The organism is Fictibacillus tiangongensis, assembly GCF_048083785.1.
In the GTDB taxonomy this organism is placed as follows: Bacteria; Bacillota; Bacilli; order Bacillales; family Fictibacillaceae; genus Fictibacillus.
This window is the reverse complement of the sequence record NZ_CP182294.1, coordinates 2,141,161-2,162,586: the sequence shown is the minus strand read 5'-3', so window position 1 is coordinate 2,162,586 and position 21,426 is coordinate 2,141,161. Positions and strand designations below refer to the sequence as shown.

Genomic DNA, 21,426 nt, shown 5'->3' with positions numbered 1-21,426 from the left:
TTTAGAAAAAGAGGTAAGCCACTAATGTTGATCAAACAAGAAAACAAGGCAAGAATTCGTACCGTTTGTGTTGAGGATGCTGAAGCCATTCTTCAAATTCATCGTGAAGTGATTTCTGAACACGATTATTTTATTGCACTACCAAATGAATTTAATAAGACAATCGAAGACCATCAAAAATGGATACGCAACATTCTAAAGCATGAACGAGAGACCATGTTTGTAGCGGAATATAAAAACAACGTGGTGGGATGGATCGTTTTTCGTTCACAAGAAAGAATGAGAATGCACCATATTGGATCATTTGCCATTATGTTAAAAAAAGAATGCAGAAATAATGGGATTGGAAAATTAATGATTCAGAAGTTATTAACTTGGGCTGAAAAACATCCCGTCATTGAAAAAGTTACGTTAGGAACGTTCTCTACTAATACTAGAGCAATAGAATTATATAGAAAACTAGGATTCGTAGAGGAAGGCCGAAAAATAAGAGAATTTAAGTTAGGCAACGATGAATATGTTGATGATGTGTTGATGTTTAAATTAGTTAAATAATGAGATATGAGCCCAATCTTTACAGTGAAGCTGTTTCTTTAGAATGGCTTCTTTTTTGTGTGATGAAACGCTTTTGAAGAAAATCGTAATCGGTACAAGGTTTCTCCGCGTATATTAAATCGATGTTATTTTTTTGCCGGAGGTGTTGGGATGTCTTTTCCCACAAATAGTCAGTTTACAGCGATTACGGTAGGTGGTGTTCCATATGTAGATGTGATACGTGATATCTCTCCTGCAGGAACAGATATCGTAGGGAGTGACAGTTTTCCTTCCTTTTACTTCGCTTATGATGAAATCAATGTGTACTTTAGAATGCGTGTACGATCAGATCCAAGAAATAGTGCCAAAACAGCTTTTGCAAATTTTGCGTGGGGTGTTTTGTTAAATACTACCGGTGTATCGGGGACTTATGACTGGCTGCTTGCAGTCAATGGTTTAAACAAAAGAGTGAACTTGGTGCAGAACACAATTAAACAAGTGAACTCATGGAGCGATCCTGCAGAAGGTACGGATGGTAAAGGGAATCCAAACTATTCTCGTTCTATTATTAATTTTGACGTCGCTCGTGTTGTTCAGGCTGACTCTACATTGGATAATACACAAAACTATTTTATCGATTTTCTAGTTCCAGCTTCTACATTTTTCTCCTTGCTCGGTATTACTGCTCAAAGTTCTGTACGGATGGTCGCTTTTACTGCTTCAAATAACAACAACTACAATAAAGACTCTTTACGTGAATCAGAGGAATTTCAGTTTCAAAATGCACTTTCCAATCCAGTTACAATAAATTCCGGTAATGTCCGAGCTAACCTGCAGGTTTCAAAAGTACTGCTTTCAGGACCACAATCACCTTTAGCCGGCCAGGTTGGGGAGTGGACGGGAAGAATTACTTTAACGAATACAGGAAAAAGTGCTGCAAATATCATTAATGTAACAGATATTGTTTCATTAGATGTAGTTTCACTCTTTTCGGTCCTAAGTGTTTCGCAAGGGACAACGGCATACAACTCTTCAACGAAAACACTTACGTGGTCAGTGGGTAATATTGCTCCTGGTGCAAGTGCAACTCTTCAGTTTGCAGAGAATGGAATCTTTTATACAGCGGGAACGAAAGCATTAAATACTGTTCGTGCTACAGGTATTGATAGCTTTACTGGAGGAGATCTGCCACCAGCTTCTGCTTCTATTTCTGTGAATGTTCTAGCAACCGGAGGAGCTGCAGGTACGTTACTTGATAGTTCAAACGCTCAGCCGGTAAATGCTGCAACTGTAAGACTTTTATCGGGTCAAACACAGATTGCCGTTACGCAGACGGATGCATTCGGTAAGTATAGTCTTACGAATATAGCACCAGGTACTTATACGATTGAATTTTCAAAAGTCAATTACACGACATTTGTGCAATCGGTGGTTATTCAATCTGGCACGATAACGGTCATCAATCCTGTCATTGTTGCGATTCCAGGAATTCTTCAAGGAACGGTTACCTCAAATGCAGGTTCTGCTGTTAGTGGAGCGACCGTTTTGTTATCAGATAATCTTGGTACAGTTATTGCAAGTGTAACCACTTCTCCAACAGGAGCTTATACTTTTGGAGCTGTAATCCCTGGGCATTATACGCTCACGGTTTCTGCAAATAATTTTCAATCTGCAACAATTGGGCAAAATGTGCCAACCAATCAGACTACGATAGCAAACTTTGTACTGCAGCCGAATCCAGGAACGGTAAGTGGAACGATAACAGGAAGTGGAGGACCTATAGCTGGTGCAATAGTTGAAACTCTGAGCGGTACGGGGATAGCGGTGGCAACCGCAACGACGGATGGGTCAGGACAGTACACAATAAATCGTCTCTCACCAGGTTCTTACAGATTACGTGTGAGTGCACCTGCTTTTCAAACATTTGTTGTCGGTTTCTCGGTGAGTGCCGGTCAAACTGTGGTAGTAGATGTGAATCTATTAGCAAATCCAGGGTCAGTCATCGGAACAGTAATTGATGAAGATAGCGGTGCTCCACTTCCAGGAGCAAGTCTAAAAGTTGTAAACAGCTCTGGGATTACGGATGCCTCTGTAACAACTGATGTAAACGGACAATTCTCAGTTGATTCTTTAGCTCCTGGTACGTATGTAATCACCTTTTCTTCTGATGGTCACGGTACAAAAACGATCGGTACGTATGTTCAGTCCGATCAAACTACAACGCTAGATGTCACACTTAGAAGACTTGCAGGTGTTCTTACAGGCGATGTTTTTTCAGGAGGAAATTTAATTAGTGGTGCTTCAGTGGATGTCGTACTAAATAACATCGTGGTAGCAAAGACCATTACTGACAGCAATGGAAATTATACGATAAGTGGGTTAGCACCAGATCGATATACCGTTATTGTTGGGGCAGACGGGTTTTCACCGGTTACGCTTGGTGCTGTTATTCGAGATAATGAAACAACAACGATCAGCACAGAACTTCAGCCTATTTTTGGTTTACTTTCAGGTAGTGTACTGGATAACGAAGGAAACATTCTTCCGGGTGCTGTCATACTTGTTAAAAATGCAGATTCTGATGTACTTATCTCTAGAGCTGTAACAGATACAAATGGAAATTATGTAATTGGTGAATTGCTCCCTGGAAGCTATGTTGTTACAGCAAATGTTGTTGATTATCAAACAAATTTAAGTGGAGCAGTAATTACAGCTGGTGTGACTTCCGTTGTTAATTTCTCATTAATGCCAAACCCTTCTTCTATCTCAGGAACAATTATTAACAGTGAGACCGGAGATCCTCTTGCAGGTGCATCGGTAGTCGTGCAACTACTTGATTCTAACGGTCTTATCATAAATACAACTTTTTCAGACAATGATGGTGTGTTCATTGTTGAAGATTTAATGCCGAGCACATATACAGTCATAGTTGCGGCAGAAAATTTCCAAACTTCGTCTGCCTCAGTAACGTTAACGCCTGGAAACGTTTCTGCTATCACGATTAGCATTGTTCCGTCTCCTGGTTTTGTTACAGGCAGATTAATAGATTCTTTTTCAGGTCAGCCAGTTGTTGGTGCAACCATTAATATCAGCAACACACTAGGAGCATTTGTCGATTCAGCCATTACGAGTGCGGATGGAACGTTCATTTCGCTTGGGTTGCCTGGAGGAGTTTATTCACTTACTTCAGTTGCACAAGGATATGAAACCAAGATCTTAGGTGTTGTTGTTCCCGCTGGATTAACTAAGTTTGTTAACTTTGACCTCCAACCGAATCCTGGGACCATTACAGGAACGGTAGCTCCTGCCGCTGACGGACTTGTGCTTCAGCTGTACACAATGGATAACCAGTTCGTAAACACAGTTGCAGCCACTCCTGAAGGAAACTTTTTGTTTCAGAGTTTGGCTCCTGGTAACTATATCGTAAAAGCTGTGGCAGTGAATTACTCTGTTGGAAGTACGGGAGCCTTTGTTGTTTCTGGTCAAACAACGAACATCTCTCTATCGATACAACCGAATCCTGGGACTGTCTCAGGTACCTTGATTTCTGATCTTGGTGCGCCGGTAGCTAACGGTACCGTATCTCTTCTCGATGTAAACGAAACACCTATCGGAAATGGAACAACAGATGCTGATGGAAATTACACGCTCAGCAATATTCCTGCTGGTTCTTATGCAGTCGTAATTCGAGCAGGGGGCTATGCAAACGCGACTGGAAACGTTGCGGTCGACCCAGGTCAGGACATCACTGAACTTAATTTTGAGTTAGTGACGATTCGTGGTTCTATCTCTGGAACGGTTTCAGATTTTATAACAGGTGCACCAATTCCAGGTGCAGCCATACTTGTTCGTGATAGTCTTGGAATTTTGGTTCGCTTCTCAACAACTGATCAATTCGGCAACTTTTTGCTTCGGAATTTTGTTCCAGGTTCCTATGCTGTTACTTCATCTGCACAAAACTACTCTACAGAAATTACAGGTGTGATTGTACAAAGTGATGAGACTGCCGGAGCTGATATTCTATTAACGAGTACAGTAGGTAGTATATCAGGGCAAGTCACAGAAGGAGATGGAAATCCCCTTTCCGGAGACAATATTCAATTAAAAATATTCGGTGCTAACGGAGAATTTCTGCAAGCTTTAATTGCACACACTGACGGTACATTTCAAATTCCGGAACTGTCAATTGGCACATATTTTGTGAGTGCTGAATTAGACGGTTATTCTCCAAATATGACAGCTGTTATTGTTAACAGCAGTGCGGTAAGCAGTATTACAATACCGTTATCGCAAATTCTTACAACGCTAACAGGAACCATATCAGATTCTACAACTGGAAATCCGATCAGTGGTACTGCCGTTTCTGTTACTTTAACAAATAATACGGGCATGTATGTGGCAAAGCAGTATCCAGGTATTGATGGCACTTTCACGTTCGACTCGATTGCACCGGGAATTTATCTGTTAAATGTTAACGCAGTGAACTATGGAAATGAGATTATTACGGTTACTGTGCCTGTCACTGGGTTTAACATTGCGGTATCATTAACTCAAAATCCAGGAGCGGTTACAGGGTATGTCACAAACCAGTTAACGGGAGATCCATTATCTAATGCAATCATTATCGTTTCATCTTCAGGAAAGCCACTAGAACGAAAAGGAGTCTCGGATAGTTTCGGTCAATTCATATTTGCCAATCTGTCGCCGGACACGTATCGTGCGATCGTTAGTGCTGACGGTTATTCCAGTCAGAGTGCAACATTTACCGTTTTACCAGATGAAACAACTTCCTTAAGCTTTATTTTAACTCCAGAACCTGGAACTGTTTCAGGAACCATCACAGACGCCGTAACAGGGCTTCCGATTTCTCAAGTCATGGTTCAAGTCCGTTATTTATCACCAACAGGCCCCGTAATTGCGAGCACTGTAACGGATCAGCAAGGCAATTATGTAACGCAAGGTGTGTATTCTGGTCCTTATACAATAGTTGCATTTACTGACGATGGCTACGGTTCATCGAGTGCTTCCGTTTTTGTACCTCCAAACGATACGAGAGTCGTTGATTTTGCACTTGAACCGTTCCCAGCTACAGTGGAAGGGACGATCACTTCAGAGTCTGGTGACCCGTTAGTTAATGTTTCAGTAAGGCTTTTAGATGTGTACGGTTTTACTGTTCGAGTTGTTAACACCGACTCTAACGGATTTTATAGAATACTAGGTTTTACCGAAGGACAATATCTTGTTACGGCTATTATTCCTGATTACCAGAGACGGCAAGTTTCAATCAATGCCGGACCAGGTGAGACGGTAACAGCCAATATCAGCTTAGTTCCAGAACCGGGTCAAATTTCAGGTGTGATTCTCGATGAACAAACTCTTGCTCCACTGGTGGGTGCTCAAGTTGAAGTGTATGCACCAAGTGGTGTAACACCAATTGCAAGAAGAACGACAGGTGCAGGAGGAGATTTCTTAATAGAAGGTGTGGCACCAAGATCATATACGTTAAACGCCTTTCAGCTAAACTATAGTATTCGCTCTACAGGTGTAATCGTAACTTCGAATGCTACAACTAATGTACAGATTGCTTTAGTGCCTGATCCAGCATCGATATCAGGAACCGTAACTGATGGTAATGGAATACCTTTATCAAATGCTAGTGTAAGAGTGGTTGATGAAAATGATAGTGAAATCGGAAACGGAATCACAGATTTTGAAGGAAACTATGTCGTCGGAAACTTGCCAGAAGGGTCTTATACAGTAATTGCTGGAGTCGAAAATTATTCATCATCGACTGCCGGAGTTTCGTTGCAGCCTGGAGAGCAGCTAACGGGTCTAGACGTGATTTTAACCCAGTTAGGAGGATTGATCTTTGGGACAGTTGTAAGTGCAGAAACGGGAGAAGGATTACCAGGTATCCTCATTTCTATTCTTACCCCGGAAGGAATTCCAATTATATCAACTAATTCAGACACTGCGGGTAGCTTTACATCCATCCTTCTGTCACCTGGAACGTATACCGTTATTGCAAGTTCACCTTATTATGTACAGGATCAAATCGGTGTTATTGTACTACCGAATCAAACTTCTGCGGTATCTTTTGAATTGTCAGAAGTAGGAGGTTCGATTGCTGGAACTGTTACAGATCAATCGGGAAATCCAATTTCAGATAGAACGATCTCTATTCGACTTCTCAATGATGGTGGTGTATTGCTGCAAACGCTGATCGGTCTCTCAGATGGAAACTTTGCGTTCCAGAACCTATCAGCAGGAACGTATCAAGTGAACGTTATAGCAGACGGATATCAAACAGCAACAGTAGGTGCAATCGTAGTGAACGGGGAGACAACAATTCTTTTAGTCCCGCTTACAGAAGATCGTGGTGCATTGGAGGGAATTGTTCTAGATGTTGTAACAGGATTACCAATATCAGGTGGTTTTGTTGAGGTATCTGATGTAAGTGGCATTCTTGTTGCAACGATTACAACAGACCAGAACGGTATTTTCAGACTGGTTAACCTTCAAACTGGTCCACTAAACATTCGTGCGATAGCAAATGGGTATGGTGCAGCATCCGTAGGTGTAATTATCAACTCTTTGTCTCTTTCAACTGTAACCCTTAACCTACAGCCGGATCCTGGCACAATCATTGGAACAATAAAAAATCCAAATGGTACACCGCTTAGCAATACCACAGTTCAGATATTAGACCGAAAAAACACACCAATTTCAACGGTTATTACGAATGGAAACGGATCTTATGAGGTTGATAATCTGGTTGAAGGCCAGTATACCGTGACTGCCAAAGGAAATGGAACGGGTACAGGAATTGGCAGTGGTGTTGTTTTACCTGACCAAGAAACTGTCGTAGACATTATTCTTATTCCAGAAGGTGGCGTCCTCTCAGGTAACGTTACAAATTCAGCAACAGGGGAACCATTAATTGGAGCTTCAATTGAGATTAGGGCCATTTCACCATTCGGTCCCGTAATCAATACGGTTTTAACAGATAGTAATGGTAATTATAACTCTGGATTGATATCAGCAGGAACCTTCACTTTAACCATTACAAAAGAGAACTTTGGAACCGCGACAGGCTCTGTTCTTATTGAAAATGGCGTAACCACATTCCAGAACTTTGCTCTTACACCGAGTCTCTCGAATGTTCGTGGCACGATTTCTGCAAGGATCATTCAAAATGAGAGTTTGACAACTACTATATCGGCTCAAGACGTTGTCATTCCACTCATCAATACGGTCATTAGATTAATTGATGAAACGGGTGCAGAACTAGCAGAAGTTCAAACGGATGATCAAGGAATGTATTTAATCGAGAACTTTACATCAGGCATCTATTCGTTAGGAACGTCAAATCCAGATTATGAAACAAATACAGTTGGCTTTTCTGTGGAACCAGGTCAAACACAAACTGTTGACATTGAGCTCACCGCACTTCCAGGAATTCTAACGGGAACAATAATTGATCAAGAAACAGGTATATTGAACGCTGGAGCGATCGTTCAGTTATTTTTTGGAACGAGTGTTCAGCCTGCTGGCAGAGCTGTGACAAATAATGCAGGTGTGTATGTGATTAACGGACTTTCTCCAGGACAATATACCGTATCCATGACAACACCAAACTATAATACGTTTTCGGCTGGAGCGACGATTCAAGCGAATGCAACAACAACAGTTGATGGCTTCTTATTGTCTAACCCAGGTGTACTAACAGGAATAGTTAATGGTCCGAATAATGTAATAAGTGGCGCAAGTATAAAGGTTATCGATGTAAATGGGACGGTTATCGGATCTGCTGTCTCAAATGATGATGGGACGTTCTTTATTGGAAATCTACCCGTTGGAACATATGCGTTAACAATTGTGGCACTTGATTTCCAAAGTGAAACAGAAGGGATAACGATTACACCAGGGGAGACAGTAAATGTTTCAATTAATCTGATCCCTGAACCCGGAGCTATAACAGGAATCGTTACTGAAGAAAACGGAGTTGCTTTACCAGGTGTTGTAATGAACGTTCTGTTAAACAATATTATTATCGCATCTACCGTTACTGAACAGGATGGTAGCTTTACATTTAGAAGTCTGAAGCCAAACTCTTACCAAGTGACTGCAAATCTCTCAGGGTATGCTGTATCGTCGATTGGAGCAGTTGTGAACAGTAACATAATAACAACTACTAATCTCCTATTAACTAGCCTATTTGGCAGTATTTTTGGAACGGTTACAGATGCGGATGGAAATCTCATCACTCAACAAAGTATTCAAATTAATCTTTTTAATCTCAATAACAGTTTAATAACTACCGTTCTAGCTCAATCAAACGGAACCTATGTTTTTCCAGAAGTCCCTGAAGGAAATTATCTTGTGACTGTAACAACTGAAGGTTATAATGCTGATACTTTTGCTGTAACAGTTAACCACGGAGAAGAGGTTTCTCTTGATCTCCAACTTATTGCTCTTGGAGGTACGCTTACAATTAAGGTCATTGATGCTGCAACAAACAATCCGATATCAGGAGTTGTAACGAACATCTTTAACGAAACAGGTATACCAATTACTTCTGGTATAACTGACCAAAACGGTGTATTTATTCAGCAGAAGCTTGAAGAGGGTGCAATAGTTATTTCCACTGTTAAAGCGGGCTATGGCAATCTATCCCTAGGCGGAATTATTGAAAACGGTGTCACAACAGAGATTATTCTTGCTCTTACCTTAGAAACAGGTAATCTATTAGGAACAATCTCCGATTCGAATGGTGTTCCAATTGCTGGGGCAGTGGTGCAGATTCTGGATGCCACTCGAGCAGTTGTTACTACTGTTTTAACTCAGTCAGATGGTGCTTATAGAGTCTTGGACTTACTGCCTGGAATTTATACAATGATCGTGAGTGCACGCGGTTTTGAACAGCGCTCACTAAGTGTTTTTATTGTAGCCGATGAGACTGCGATTACGAATTTACCATTAGCTTTTGAACCGGGCAGTGTGGAAGGTTTCGTTACAAATGAAGGGTCAGGTTCATTTATTGCTCGAGCTAATGTTGAACTTCGTTTAATGAGTCCGTCTGGCCCAGTCGTTGCCTCAACGCTTACTGACGAACAAGGTAGATATCGTTTTAGCCAAGTGAGAAACGGAAACTACACGATTATTTCTACTAAACAAGGCTTTGGAAATGACTCAGCTCAAATCACTGTTGTTCCAGGAGAAACGACATTCGCAGATTTTCAATTGGCAATCGTTACTTCAACTGTTAGAGGGACGGTTCGAAATGCTGACGGTTCACAGCCTCTCGTTAATACCCTCCTTCGTTTAGCGGACAATAACGGTGTTGTGATTGCAGAGGTGCAGACAGACAATGATGGAAATTATTTAATAGAAGGTCTTCTACCAGGTGATTTTAGCCTTGCTGCCATCAATGCTGATTATAGAAGCAACTTACTGGATTTTACGGCTGTTCCCAATGTTCAAAGCGTTGTTAACTTTAATTTAGTTGCAGTCCCAAGTTTGTTTACCGGCTTTGTTACTGATGCAGATACAGGACTTCCGATTGTAGGGGCGATTGTAGAAACCTTTGATCAAATAAGCGGTCCAGTTGAAGCGAGTTTACTAAATGCTGAAGTTAATGCTTTAGCAGTCAATGGACGCCCAGTAGCGGTAGCCTTAACAAACATCGACGGTTTTTACACGATACCTGGATTAAGTAATGGATCTTATACGTTACGAGCTTCTGCAATAGGTTATGGCACAGATAGCAGACTAACAGTACTGCCTGTGAATACAACTCTAGAGCAGAACTTTGCATTACCAGGTCAACGTCAAGCTTCTTCCATATCGGGTACAGTCATCATTTTAGGAAATGGACCATTACCAGATGCTGAAATAAATGTATTTGATGAAAATGGAGCTTTTGCAGGAAGTGCGAGAACGGGTAATGACGGAACATATTCCATTAGTAATCTTGGTTCAGGAAGATATTTAATAACGGTGGATGCCCAAGGGTTTCAGGAAGAAACCCTCACTATTTCCCTTGCAGAGGGGGAAAGTCGAACAGGTGTTGACTTTGCTTTAAGTCCTGGAGCCGATGGAGATATTACGGGTCAAGTATCCGATCGTCGAACGGGTAGGCCAATTAGTGGGGCGGTCATACAGTTGGTTGATCTAAGAGGATTTTTGGTTAGGGAAGTAACCTCTAATGATGCTGGGGTGTTTTCACTAACAGGCATTCCTTCAGGATCATATGAACTTCGTGTTTTCGCAACGGGGTTTGAATCATTTTCAGTGGCTGTAAATGTGATAGAAGGGGAAGAGTTACTCATTCCAATTTCACTTACTTCAATTACTCCGGATCCGATACCACCGTTTGGTGAAGCTCAGTTCTTAATATTAATAGGAGGCAAACCGTTAATTTTAGACAGCTTAACATCACCAACACTATTTACTTTAGAACGTATAGATTCAAACAATAATTGTGCTACATTTTCTTATGAGGCAGAGGTACAAGAAGGAACGATTAGAAGGTTTATCACTTTTGATCTTTCCTGTATTGACTTAATTCGATTTATCAATTGAAGCAGAAGGTAAGTAATTTAAGATTTAATAATATCAATCTTTAGTAGGGAGCTTCCTTTTGCGAAGTTCTCTTTTTTTTAACAAACGCCATGAATAGAAACGCAACTCCTGCAAAAATTGAAGAATACACCATTAGTTCGGTATTTGTTAAAGAGAATTCTTTTACTAGAATTGCAGAATAAGCAAAAGTCGTAGTTGTGAACAGTTTAGAGATTGTAGCAATAGGTAAGAATCTCTTGAACCTGACTCCACTTAAACCCGCTCCTATACAAATAATTTCATCAGGAAGAACAGGAATGATAAACATGATGACTAGAAAGAGCATTTCGTTTTTTTGAACATAATTTTGATATTTCGTGAGTTGTTCCTCTTTAACGATTCGGGAGACAATTCTTCGGCCACCTATTCGTGCAACAAAGTACATGACCACTATTCCTGAAAGTGTTCCAATAAACCCTACATATATTGCGGTTAAAGATCCGAAAACACTACTAGCACCAGCAACGGTTATCATTTCAGGAAACGGAAGTATGATCGGTTGTGCAAAACAGATTGCAAAATAAATCCATATCGCAGTAGATTCATGAAGTTGCAGCAATTTCTCAAAACCAAACATATTTGTTAGTACCAATAACTTAGTAAGATAGAAGGTTGCAATTATTAACATGCTTATGACAAATAGGTAGATGAGTAATCGTCTAGTGATTATTAAGAATTGCATTCTCATTGTAATTAAGAAAACACAGTCGATTATGACAATGGACAATACAATTACTAATCCGATCCATTGGAAGAATGGTGTAGTGGTTGGCAGGAATTTAAAGAGTATGACTAATGTTAATGTTGTTAATATAATGTGCAAAGTAATTTCAAGAGTAAATTGTTTTTTTGAAAGACTGTCAGTCATGTTTGAAACTCCATTTCAATGTATTCAATAGAGTTAGTTTAAACTTTTGTGAAATGACGTGACAGTTGCTACAGATGTAAATGGATTAAGTCTTAAGACGTATTTGATTTTGAAAACTAAATTTTTTGACAAATTCCGCTAAATCTATAGATGGTTTTATATTTAAGTGGTAAAATATTACTATACCGTATAGATGCTAGGGACATTTGTACTGTATTTCATTTCGATGGGGATTTAAATAATGAGGAGGTATTGAATGAAGCGTAGAATTGTGCACGAGAAAGTGGAAAAGTATTTGATTACGAATAGGACCATTGCTATTCATCCATTTATTAATCAATGGGGAAGGGTTTGCGCAGAAATTTATGAAGAAGATGCCGTCTTCCTTGTAGAGAAAAAACCTTTTCGTATCATCAAAGATTCTTGTCCTTATTATGGAAGTACATATGATGGCAAGAAAGATGCAGCACAGATTATATTAGGAAGGATGTGTTTTCCTCCTATCATGATTGACACGAAACTTGATATATTCTTCTTTCCCACGAAATCACCACGAAAAGACTCCTGTATTTGGCTCTCACAGCCACACATCGATGATATTGAATCCATTGACCGAAAAAAAGTTAGAGTGCTATTCATAAACGGAATGGATCTACCTATTGAAAGTACCTCTCGTGCCCTTAAAGCAAAACTCCATCGAGCAGCTCATTATAGAAATGTACTAATAAATCGAACAAATCGAAGTATAGAAAAGGATAGTGAAAAAGGTTTAAAGAATAGTAATCTGATCTTAACGTAAATAATTTTTAATGTGAGCGCCTGATGATGAATTTCAGGCGTTTTTGATATGCGAAAACAGTAAAAGTTACATATATTAGTAAGTGATCTTATGTTAGAAACTTTACTAAAATCCTTTGTGAATACTGATGGTTAGAGAGTCTGGGCACACTATTCATATAATTATCACTATTTATCGGCTTTCAAATAATTTATAATTATCATATAATAAAGATATTAAAGACTTAAATATTAGCAATACTAGTTGATATGGTTTTCATGGAAACAGGAAAGGCTGTAACTAAGTTGTCTCTTCTTATATGTGAGACGACGGCTTTTTTCTGTAAATTTTAGGTGAAAAGGTTGATAATGATGAGCAACAGAGAAACGAACACAGACGTCCTTTTAATCGGCGCTGGAATCATGAGTGCTACATTAGGAACGATCTTAAAAGAAATAGCTCCAGAAATGAAAATTAAAGTATTTGAGAAACTTGATAAAGCGGGAGAGGAAAGTTCAAACGAGTGGAACAATGCCGGAACAGGGCATGCTGCACTTTGTGAATTAAATTACACATCGGAAAAACCAGATGGATCGATCGATATTTCAAAAGCCATTGAAATCAATGAACAGTTTCAAGTCTCCATGCAGTTCTGGTCTTACCTTGTTGATCAAAAATTAATTCGTAATCCAGAAGATTTTATCATGCCATTGCCGCACATGAGTATGGTTCAAGGAGAAAACAACGTTCAGTTTTTAAAGAAACGTATGGAAGCGCTAACACAGAATCCTCTATTTAAAGGGATGGAATTCTCAGATTCTCCAGAGAAATTGATGGAATGGATTCCTTTAATTATGGAAGGACGTTCGTTAGACGAAAGTATCGCAGCTACTAAGATCGATTCAGGAACAGATGTGAATTTTGGTTCACTCACTCGCATGTTATTTAGTCATCTGCAGAATAAGAACGTTGATGTTAAATACAAACATAGCGTAGAAAACCTGAAGCGTACAAGTGATGGCTCTTGGGAACTGAAAGTCAAAAATCTAAACTCAGGTTCTATTGAGAGACACAAAGCGAAGTTTGTTTTTATCGGTGGTGGAGGGGGAAGTCTTCATCTTCTCCAAAAATCCGGTATTCCTGAAGGAAAGCATATTGGTGGATTTCCAGTAAGCGGAATCTTCATGGTATGTAAGAATCCAGAAGTGATTGAGCAGCAGCACGCTAAAGTATATGGAAAAGCTAAAGTCGGGGCACCACCTATGTCTGTTCCTCATCTGGATACACGGTATATTGACAATAAGAAATCGTTATTGTTTGGACCATTCGCTGGATTCTCGCCAAAGTTCTTAAAAACAGGGTCTATGCTTGATCTCGTGACTTCTGTAAAACCTAATAACGTTTTAACAATGTTAGCTGCAGGTGCTAAAGAAATGTCACTAACGAAATACTTGATTCAACAAGTGTTGTTGTCAAAAGAACAGCGAATGGAAGAACTACGAGAGTTTATCCCGACTGCCAAGAGTGAAGATTGGGATCTTGTTGTAGCTGGGCAACGTGTTCAGGTTATCAAGGACACAGAAACAGGCGGAAAAGGAACGCTTCAGTTCGGTACAGAAGTGATTACTTCCTCTGATGGTTCGATCGCTGCCTTACTTGGTGCATCACCTGGTGCGTCCACTGCTGTACACGTTATGCTTGAAGTGTTGAACAAATGCTTCCCACAAGAGATCGGAAAATGGGAACCAAAGATTAAAGAGATGATTCCTTCTTATGGTCAGCGATTGATGAACAACCCTGATTTATTAAAGAAAGTACACGCTACTACAGCCAGAACTCTAAAACTTGATGCGAATGAACCTACTTTAGCTGATTTTTCTGAAATAGAACATACCGTTTTACATGAAAAGATTTAGCGTTACTGTTCAATAGAGCCTTACTTAAGGCTCTTTTTTGCTGTTCTTTTATCTATGACGAAGGGGTTACCTAACTTGTTAACGAATGTAAATAAGACTAAATTATGACTAGGAGTTTTAGAGATGAATACGCTTAAACACAATAGTAAGGCTTGGGATAAAAAGGTTGAAGATGGTGTGATCTATACGAAGGCTGTCTCGAATGATGTAATCGAAAAAAGTAAATTAGGAGATTGGCGTATTACCGTTACAACAGAAAAACCAGTTCCTAGAGGTTGGTTTCCAGAGTTGTTAAACGGGGTGAAGATTCTTTGTCTTGCTTCTGGAGGAGGTCAACAAGGTCCTGTGTTAGCTGCTGCTGGGGCAGATGTTACTGTTATCGATATATCTAAGAAACAGTTAGAAAATGATCAATTGGTAGCAGAAGCAAACAATTTGAGTTTAAGAGTAATACAAGGAGATATGTGTGATCTCTCCATGTTTGATGATGGGGAGTTCGACTTGATCGTTCATCCTGTGGCGAATGTGTTTGTGGAGGATATTTCTCCCGTATGGAAAGAAGCATCCCGTGTTTTAAAAGATAGAGGCGTACTTATCTCTGGTTTTACGAATCCATTGCTGTTTATTTTTGATGATGAAGAAGATCAAAAGGGAAATTTAGTGGTAAGTAACAGCATTCCTTATTCCACTCTCGATTCTATGACTGAAGAAGAGAAGTCTGAGTATCTTAAGGCTGATGAAACGATAGAATTCGGACATACGTTAGAGGACCAAATACAAGGACAGATTGATGCAGGTTTTGTGATCACAGGATTATATGAAGATGATTTTGGTGGAAGAAGACCGATTGATACCTATATTAAAAGTTTTGTAGCTACACGTGCGGTTAAAATGAAACTGAAGTAAAGAGGGGAGAACTAGCTTAGAGGTATTCTACTCAACTAAGCTAGTTTTCTTTATTTTGGATAGATAATTCTTAGCTAAAAAGTAAGCACTTACCGTAAACAATTGTGTAATTACTTTATCTTCTATGAGTTCCTCCATAGCATCAAAAGGGAAAATCTTGACCGTTACGTCTTCGTTATCATCTAAGTTTTGAGACGATGACTGGAATGCATCCAAGATTAAAAACGTTATAACCTTGTTGGTTTGGGTAGCAGGGTTTACCATAAATTCTCCAAGTAAGATCGGTTTTTTAAGAGAAGTGTAGCCTGTTTCCTCTTGAACCTCTCTTATGATCCCCTCCTCATAGGATTCACCTTCTTCAACTTTTCCAGCCGGAACTTCTAAAAAGAAGCCGTTGCCAGGATGACGGTATTGTTCAACAAGTAAAATCTGTTTATCCTTTGTTAGAACGACTGCATTCACCCAATCAGGATATTCATGAACATAGTAGTCAAAAGTTTCCTCTTTATTTTGCAGCTCGAAGCTGTCTTTTCTTAAATGACCGAATGGAGTTTTGTAGATGTATTCTGTTGTTATGGTGATCCGTCTTGCCAAATGATCATTCCTCCTCATGCTTTACTGATTGTTTACGTAACAGTTCTAACTCGTTCTTTATTGTAGATAGTTCATTTTTTATATGTGTAAGGTTTTTAGAGTCATTAATTCCAGTTCTCACCGCTAGATATATCACGAAGAATAAAATGAAATAACCTGATAGTGCTAATAGAATCTCCATGCTCTTATCCTCCTATTGTGGATGATTCCCACTCTTCTCGAAGAATGCCCATCCTGATGGAATCATAATACTCTCCGTTGTAATAGCGGCATTTTCTCATTCTGCCTTCCATTTTCATACCGAGTTTTTCACCAACTTTAATCATCCGTTCATTCCCTGACCATGTTGTATACCCAACACGGACGAGCGAAAGCGTGTTGAACAAGTGATTGATCCACAGAATAAAAGCTCTAGTTCCATATCCACCGCTCCAATACTTGGGATTGTAGATTCCAATTCCCATCTCTAACCAGCGAGAAGGCTCGTGCTCCCAATAATAGCTAACGGTTCCGACCAACTCACCAGCGACTTCTATTGCCCACCGTTGATCATGATTCACATAGTGATCTTTGTTCCACATAAATTCATCAAAAGGAATTTGTTTGTGCTCAAAATATGGAGCATCCCATTGTTTCCATTCTGGTTCCTTCTCTTTATAAATGAGTTCCCAAAGCCTGGGAAGGTCTCCTTCTATGATGGGTCTAATACGTAATTCGTTATCAAGATATGACATTCCGTTCCTCCGTATTTTTTGAACATTTACTTTTTGTTTTATGATACCATTATTTGTAAAGGTAAACTTATATAATTTTGGGGGATTTATGAAGATAAAAATCATACATACAAACGATCTTCACAGTCATTTTGATAACTTTGCGAAAGCTGTAACCTTGATAAATCAGCATAAAGACGAAAACACTTTACTGGTGGATGCAGGTGATTTTGCTGATTTCAAAAGCATTGAACTACAAGGAACAAGAGGGTTGGCTGCGGTTGAGCTTCTCGGTGCCGCTGGTTATGATTTATTAACGGTCGGCAACAATGAGATGTTTAATGGAGCAGAGACGTTAGAACATATGGCCACTCAAAGTTCAGTTCCATTTATCAGCAACAACCTTTTTAAGAAAGATAAGAAGACGATTTCTGGCGTTCATTCGAGTGTGCTCCTCACGAAAAATGGACTTCGTATTTTCGTAACTGGTGCTTCACCTGACTTAGGAGCTTTTAATGAGGGATTAGGATTTCATGGTGAAAACTACATTATCGCAATTGCTGAAGAATTGGAACGCGCTCGTGGTAAATACGTTCTGTGCATCCTTCTGAACCATGTTGGAACGCTAGCGGATACAGAATTAGCTAAAGAGATATCTGGCATCGACGTAATCGTTTCTTCACATGATCACGTTCTATATAAAGAAGCACAAGTAGTTAATGATACATTTATCGTAAGTGCCGGGAACTTCGGCGAACATATTGGGGTATTAGAACTTGAAATAAACGGTACACATAAAACCCTTTTACAATCTGCGGTTTATTGTACAAAAGATTCGAAACCAGACGAAGAGATCTTATCCATTCTTAAACGAAATAAAGAAACCGCCATTGAGATTTTAGGGAAACCTTTGTATAGAATTGATGAACCGATATGGCACGATGTAATCGGTGAAAATCCGATCACAAATCTTATCGCAGATGGTTTAAAGGATTTGCTCAATACCGATATAGGCTTGATAAATAGTGGGATTGTTAACGCTGGAATCTTTTCTTATCTTTCTCATAAAAAATTGATAGAGATCTGCCCATCTCCATTGAATCCAACTTCCTTCGAGATTCAAGGTAAATATATTATGGAAGCCGTTCAACAATCTCTTGATGTCCAACATTGCTTACAAGATGGAAAAGGACCGGGTTTCAGAGGGAAGTATGTAGGGAGACTGCACATTTCAGGCGCAGAAGTTGTTTTGGATGGATCTAGACTGGTTGAAATGAGGATAGGCGGTGAAACAATTGATGAAGGAAGGTGGTACTCTGTTGCTTCATCAGATTATCTTCACCGAGGGTCAGGCTATCCTTCACTTGCTAACAACCGAAACGAGTTTTACCGACCAGAAGAGATCAAAGAAATTATCAAGATTTATGCCGACAAAACAGATTTTGTAAGAAGAGCTTTTGAAACACGATTTACTGAACTACAGAAGATTAAGGGGTGAACACCTTGGAGTGGGTTACGTTTTGTATGGCTGCGACAGCAATCATAATTGTGTTTCAAGAAATAGAAAAGCGAAAGAAAATTGAAAAACGACTTCAACAGTTAGAGGAACAACAGAAATAAGTTCAAATCTTGGTATCATGGAGAATTGTGTATATTTTAAAGATACCTTTTTCTCATCAGGAAAGTGGGTCGTTAAACAACCTGATGGCAAGGAATTCGGTGTGGTGAAATCCTCATTTGCGTTTTTTTCTAGAAACTACCGTTATATGACGAATGAACAAAATTATGAAATTGAAGCTCCTGCTTTTTCAAAAGAGTATATCATTTTCGATGAAAATAAGGCGGAAGTGGCGACGTTTAAAAATGTGAATGGATTTTTCCAAGCTTCTGCTTATGAGTTAAAACATAACTCGAATCATTTATTAACAGAAGAGCTGATTGCTGTAGTTATGGGTGTAAATGCGATTGAAAAACGCAACTCATCATCAGCAGGTACTAGTGCGGATGGTTCTGGCAGCTGAAATTTAATCATAAAAGAAGCTTTTACTCAATCGGAGGAGAATGGTGAGGGAAAGCTTCTTTCTATTTGAGTGATGTCCATTTGAGATGGAAATTGAGTATGAGTGTGCGCTCGAAACAAACATGAGAAATTGTTAAACCATATATCCACGGTAATTCCAAATAATTTCACGGTAAACGGCAATATATTCACGTATAAGCTAGGAAATTTCACGGATAAAATTTTTTATCTAATTTTCGACAAAACTGCATTCGTCGCCCATCACTTCACTATCGCCATAAACGTCTCTAGATACCACGCTACTCCGTAATCCCTGCCTGCGTAATTTCCACATTCACTTTAACGTTGATTGGAATATCTGGATACTGATCGTCCCAGCGTTTAAAATCAAATCCCCGTGTTCTGCTTCTAGCCAGATCGCCTAATCCAATCGTATCTACCTTTGCTTTTTGTAACTTCTGAACGATCTTATTGGTCCGTTTATTCATTGCTTTTTCTGTGGCGCGCTCAAGCTGCTCGATAAGCGATGGATCACTAACGCGGATTTTGGGTGCTTCACTTACGCGTCCTCTTACATGAACAAAAATGTCTACTGATGGCGATCGTTTTACGTCTTTGAATTCATATTCTACTTTAGACTTTAGATTCTGAATCGTGAAAAATTGATTATTTTTAAATTTCACTTCATATATGCCTTTTTCGAAAGGTTCCATGAGAAGCTTTAAAAGAAAGGAATCTTCAAGTTTCAGCTGTCCAACCATTTTATCGTCTTTTAAAAGAGCTGTTCCTACTACTCTAATTCGATCTCCTTGCTTCTCTAAGAGTGGCAAGTTTGGATCCATCCCTTTTCCGTAATATCTATACAAAAAATCATGTATGTTTGACTTTGGTATGTTTGCGTTCATATTTTGATTAAGAAGCTGAAGCAGGTACTTAGATGGCGTTTCACTAAGAGGATACTGCTGCTTTAATAATGTTTTCGTACTTCCATTAACGATTGCCATATATAGATCCCTGCCTAAGGAAGGGTCACGCTGAAGCGTGTCGACGAGATCATAAATTCCTTTTTCAGCTAACCGATCATTATAAAGAGCAATTTCTAACCTTCCGATTTCAAAAGGTTTAGGTGATTCTGCTTGTTCCAATGCTCTTGCCATCTTGCTCGTATTGGTAGTAGCGGTGAATACTTGCGAGATCGGAGGAACATCTTCACCTCGCTGGGGAATGGCTACCATCCCGTTCAACTCTACTTGGTTGTTCGACCTATAATCATAACCAACTGCAGAAACGAGCTGAACGTCTTCGAGGATCTTTTTGCCCGGAAAACAGCCTGTTAATAGAAATAAAGTGAAAACGATAAGAAGATGTTTTTTAACCATTTTTTGTTTTCCTTCCTTTTCCTAACATTAGTTGGATAACAAAGAGAAATGGAATATAGGCATATAGAATATAAAAACCAATCTGAGAAACTTTCGTATTCAGTAAATCAACCTGCTGCCGATCAATAATTAAAATGCTACATATGAAAATAACGAAAAGCATTGTCCGTAGTGCACTTTTTTGCTTAACCTTATACAAACGGTGAATACCACGGCTGACTGCCCATAAACCAATACAAAGGTTTGGCAGAACAACGAATAGCCAGAGTGCGATACCTGCATACTCAAATCGTTGTGCGAAAGGCAGGTCAACAATTTTCCAAAGTGTTAGTGTCGCCCAAATCGTATGTTGTAGTTGCTCTTGATTAAAATAAACAAATGAAACAAACACCGTGATTAGGTAAGTAAACATCGTAAATAAGTTTCCAAAATGAGCCCACTTTTGAGACTTTTCTGGCTGTTTTAGAAAGGGCAAGTACAACAAAATAAGTTCAAATCCTAAATAATCAAGAGTAACTCCTTTTGTTGCAGCCATCAGATCACTAAACGAATGATCAAGAATGGGTAAAAGATTCGTATAATGTGCGTTTTTCAGTGCGTAATATTTTAATAAAAATAAAGGTAGTGTTATGAAAAAACCTAATACGGAAAGCCCTGCTACAACCCTGATTCCTCCAATGACATATGAATAGGCTAATCCTAATAAGATCAGGGCAATGATTGGTGTACCCAGCTCAGGAAACACCCAGATCTGAATTACTTCGATATATGTTCTGAGTACGGTTAGAATTGTAGAACTAAAATAGATCAACAATAAAAAGCTTAGGGTACCGCCGATCCATCTGCCGAACAAGTTTCGATGTACGCCGATAATATCAGCATTCTCTCTTGAAAGAATACGATAAATCATCCAGATCAACACGTTAAACGATAGACCTCCGATGATTACAGAAATCCATGCATCATGTCCTGCTGTCTTTGCGATATAACGCTCGAACCCCAGTATTCCTACTCCAATCTGCATGGTTGTAACCATATAAAAAGCCATATAAGGTGATATCTGCTTGTTTTCACTGATCTGAGACATACATACCC

General features: G+C 39.3%; 13 protein-coding genes. 7 read left to right on the top strand and 6 right to left on the bottom strand.

From position 1 onward, the window contains the following. Window positions 1–24 precede the first annotated feature (24 nt). Together ACNJYY_RS11520 and ACNJYY_RS11515 are read left to right on the top strand one after the other, a co-directional pair. Entirely contained in the window at window positions 25–555 is a 531-nt protein-coding gene (locus tag ACNJYY_RS11520; protein ID WP_416728597.1) for a GNAT family N-acetyltransferase, read from the top strand. 150 nt (window positions 556–705) lie between these two features. Then, complete coding sequence (locus tag ACNJYY_RS11515) at window positions 706–11,118, top strand: carboxypeptidase regulatory-like domain-containing protein (protein ID WP_416728596.1); 10,413 nt, start codon at window positions 706–708, stop codon at window positions 11,116–11,118. A gap of 40 nt (window positions 11,119–11,158) precedes the next feature. Here the strand turns inward: ACNJYY_RS11515 and ACNJYY_RS11510 are convergent, their stop codons facing one another. Next, window positions 11,159–12,025 (bottom strand): TVP38/TMEM64 family protein, encoded by an 867-nt coding sequence (locus ACNJYY_RS11510; protein ID WP_416728595.1) that lies wholly within the window; start codon window positions 12,023–12,025, stop codon window positions 11,159–11,161. Between the two features lie 256 nt (window positions 12,026–12,281). Between ACNJYY_RS11510 and ACNJYY_RS11505 the strand changes: the two genes are divergently transcribed. From ACNJYY_RS11505 to ACNJYY_RS11495, 3 genes are all read left to right on the top strand, one after another. After that, window positions 12,282–12,824, top strand: coding sequence for a competence protein ComK (locus ACNJYY_RS11505; RefSeq protein WP_416728594.1), 543 nt, complete (start codon window positions 12,282–12,284; stop codon window positions 12,822–12,824). Between the two features lie 350 nt (window positions 12,825–13,174). Beyond that, entirely contained in the window at window positions 13,175–14,719 is a 1,545-nt protein-coding gene (locus ACNJYY_RS11500; protein WP_416731855.1) for a malate:quinone oxidoreductase, read from the top strand. Between the two features lie 123 nt (window positions 14,720–14,842). Further along, a complete protein-coding gene (locus ACNJYY_RS11495) occupies window positions 14,843–15,625 on the top strand; it encodes a class I SAM-dependent methyltransferase (protein ID WP_416728593.1) in 783 nt (260 codons plus the stop codon). A gap of 27 nt (window positions 15,626–15,652) precedes the next feature. Here the strand turns inward: ACNJYY_RS11495 and ACNJYY_RS11490 are convergent, their stop codons facing one another. Genes ACNJYY_RS11490 through ACNJYY_RS11480 form a run of 3 tightly spaced genes read right to left on the bottom strand, consistent with a single transcriptional unit; the run spans window position 15,653 to window position 16,953 of the window. Then, the gene (locus ACNJYY_RS11490) at window positions 15,653–16,219 is read right to left on the bottom strand and encodes an NUDIX hydrolase (protein ID WP_416728592.1); all 567 of its coding nucleotides are present in this window, start codon (window positions 16,217–16,219) and stop codon (window positions 15,653–15,655) included. A gap of 4 nt (window positions 16,220–16,223) precedes the next feature. Beyond that, window positions 16,224–16,400: a hypothetical protein gene (locus ACNJYY_RS11485; RefSeq protein ID WP_416728591.1), complete on the bottom strand. Its 177-nt coding sequence runs from the start codon at window positions 16,398–16,400 to the stop codon at window positions 16,224–16,226. A gap of 4 nt (window positions 16,401–16,404) precedes the next feature. Beyond that, entirely contained in the window at window positions 16,405–16,953 is a 549-nt protein-coding gene (locus ACNJYY_RS11480; RefSeq protein WP_416728590.1) for a GNAT family N-acetyltransferase, read from the bottom strand. 88 nt (window positions 16,954–17,041) lie between these two features. On the opposite strand from ACNJYY_RS11480, the gene ACNJYY_RS11475 reads away from it, so the two are divergent. Continuing rightward, complete coding sequence (locus ACNJYY_RS11475) at window positions 17,042–18,430, top strand: bifunctional metallophosphatase/5'-nucleotidase (RefSeq protein ID WP_416728589.1); 1,389 nt, start codon at window positions 17,042–17,044, stop codon at window positions 18,428–18,430. Window positions 18,431–18,569: 139 nt separating this feature from the next. Then, entirely contained in the window at window positions 18,570–18,953 is a 384-nt protein-coding gene (locus ACNJYY_RS11470) for a hypothetical protein (RefSeq protein ID WP_416728588.1), read from the top strand. 298 nt (window positions 18,954–19,251) lie between these two features. Here ACNJYY_RS11470 and ACNJYY_RS11465 read toward each other — a convergent pair whose 3' ends face one another. Together ACNJYY_RS11465 and ACNJYY_RS11460 are read right to left on the bottom strand one after the other, a co-directional pair. Continuing rightward, window positions 19,252–20,331, bottom strand: coding sequence for a Ger(x)C family spore germination protein (locus ACNJYY_RS11465; protein ID WP_416728587.1), 1,080 nt, complete (start codon window positions 20,329–20,331; stop codon window positions 19,252–19,254). Beyond that, window positions 20,324–21,418, bottom strand: a complete 1,095-nt coding sequence (locus ACNJYY_RS11460) for a GerAB/ArcD/ProY family transporter (RefSeq protein WP_416728586.1) — start codon at window positions 21,416–21,418, stop codon at window positions 20,324–20,326. The genes ACNJYY_RS11465 and ACNJYY_RS11460 overlap by 8 nt, the downstream gene beginning before the upstream one ends. Window positions 21,419–21,426: the final 8 nt, after the last annotated feature.

Coding starts and splice junctions, on each gene's coding strand:
- ACNJYY_RS11520 (WP_416728597.1), top strand. CDS start 25: ATGTTGATCAAACAAGAAAACAAGGCAAGAATTCGTACCGTTTGTGTT.
- ACNJYY_RS11515 (WP_416728596.1), top strand. CDS start 706: ATGTCTTTTCCCACAAATAGTCAGTTTACAGCGATTACGGTAGGTGGT.
- ACNJYY_RS11510 (WP_416728595.1), bottom strand. CDS start 12,025: ATGACTGACAGTCTTTCAAAAAAACAATTTACTCTTGAAATTACTTTG.
- ACNJYY_RS11505 (WP_416728594.1), top strand. CDS start 12,282: ATGAAGCGTAGAATTGTGCACGAGAAAGTGGAAAAGTATTTGATTACG.
- ACNJYY_RS11500 (WP_416731855.1), top strand. CDS start 13,175: ATGAGCAACAGAGAAACGAACACAGACGTCCTTTTAATCGGCGCTGGA.
- ACNJYY_RS11495 (WP_416728593.1), top strand. CDS start 14,843: ATGAATACGCTTAAACACAATAGTAAGGCTTGGGATAAAAAGGTTGAA.
- ACNJYY_RS11485 (WP_416728591.1), bottom strand. CDS start 16,400: ATGGAGATTCTATTAGCACTATCAGGTTATTTCATTTTATTCTTCGTG.
- ACNJYY_RS11480 (WP_416728590.1), bottom strand. CDS start 16,953: ATGTCATATCTTGATAACGAATTACGTATTAGACCCATCATAGAAGGA.
- ACNJYY_RS11475 (WP_416728589.1), top strand. CDS start 17,042: ATGAAGATAAAAATCATACATACAAACGATCTTCACAGTCATTTTGAT.
- ACNJYY_RS11470 (WP_416728588.1), top strand. CDS start 18,570: ATGGAGAATTGTGTATATTTTAAAGATACCTTTTTCTCATCAGGAAAG.
- ACNJYY_RS11465 (WP_416728587.1), bottom strand. CDS start 20,331: ATGGTTAAAAAACATCTTCTTATCGTTTTCACTTTATTTCTATTAACA.
- ACNJYY_RS11460 (WP_416728586.1), bottom strand. CDS start 21,418: ATGTCTCAGATCAGTGAAAACAAGCAGATATCACCTTATATGGCTTTT.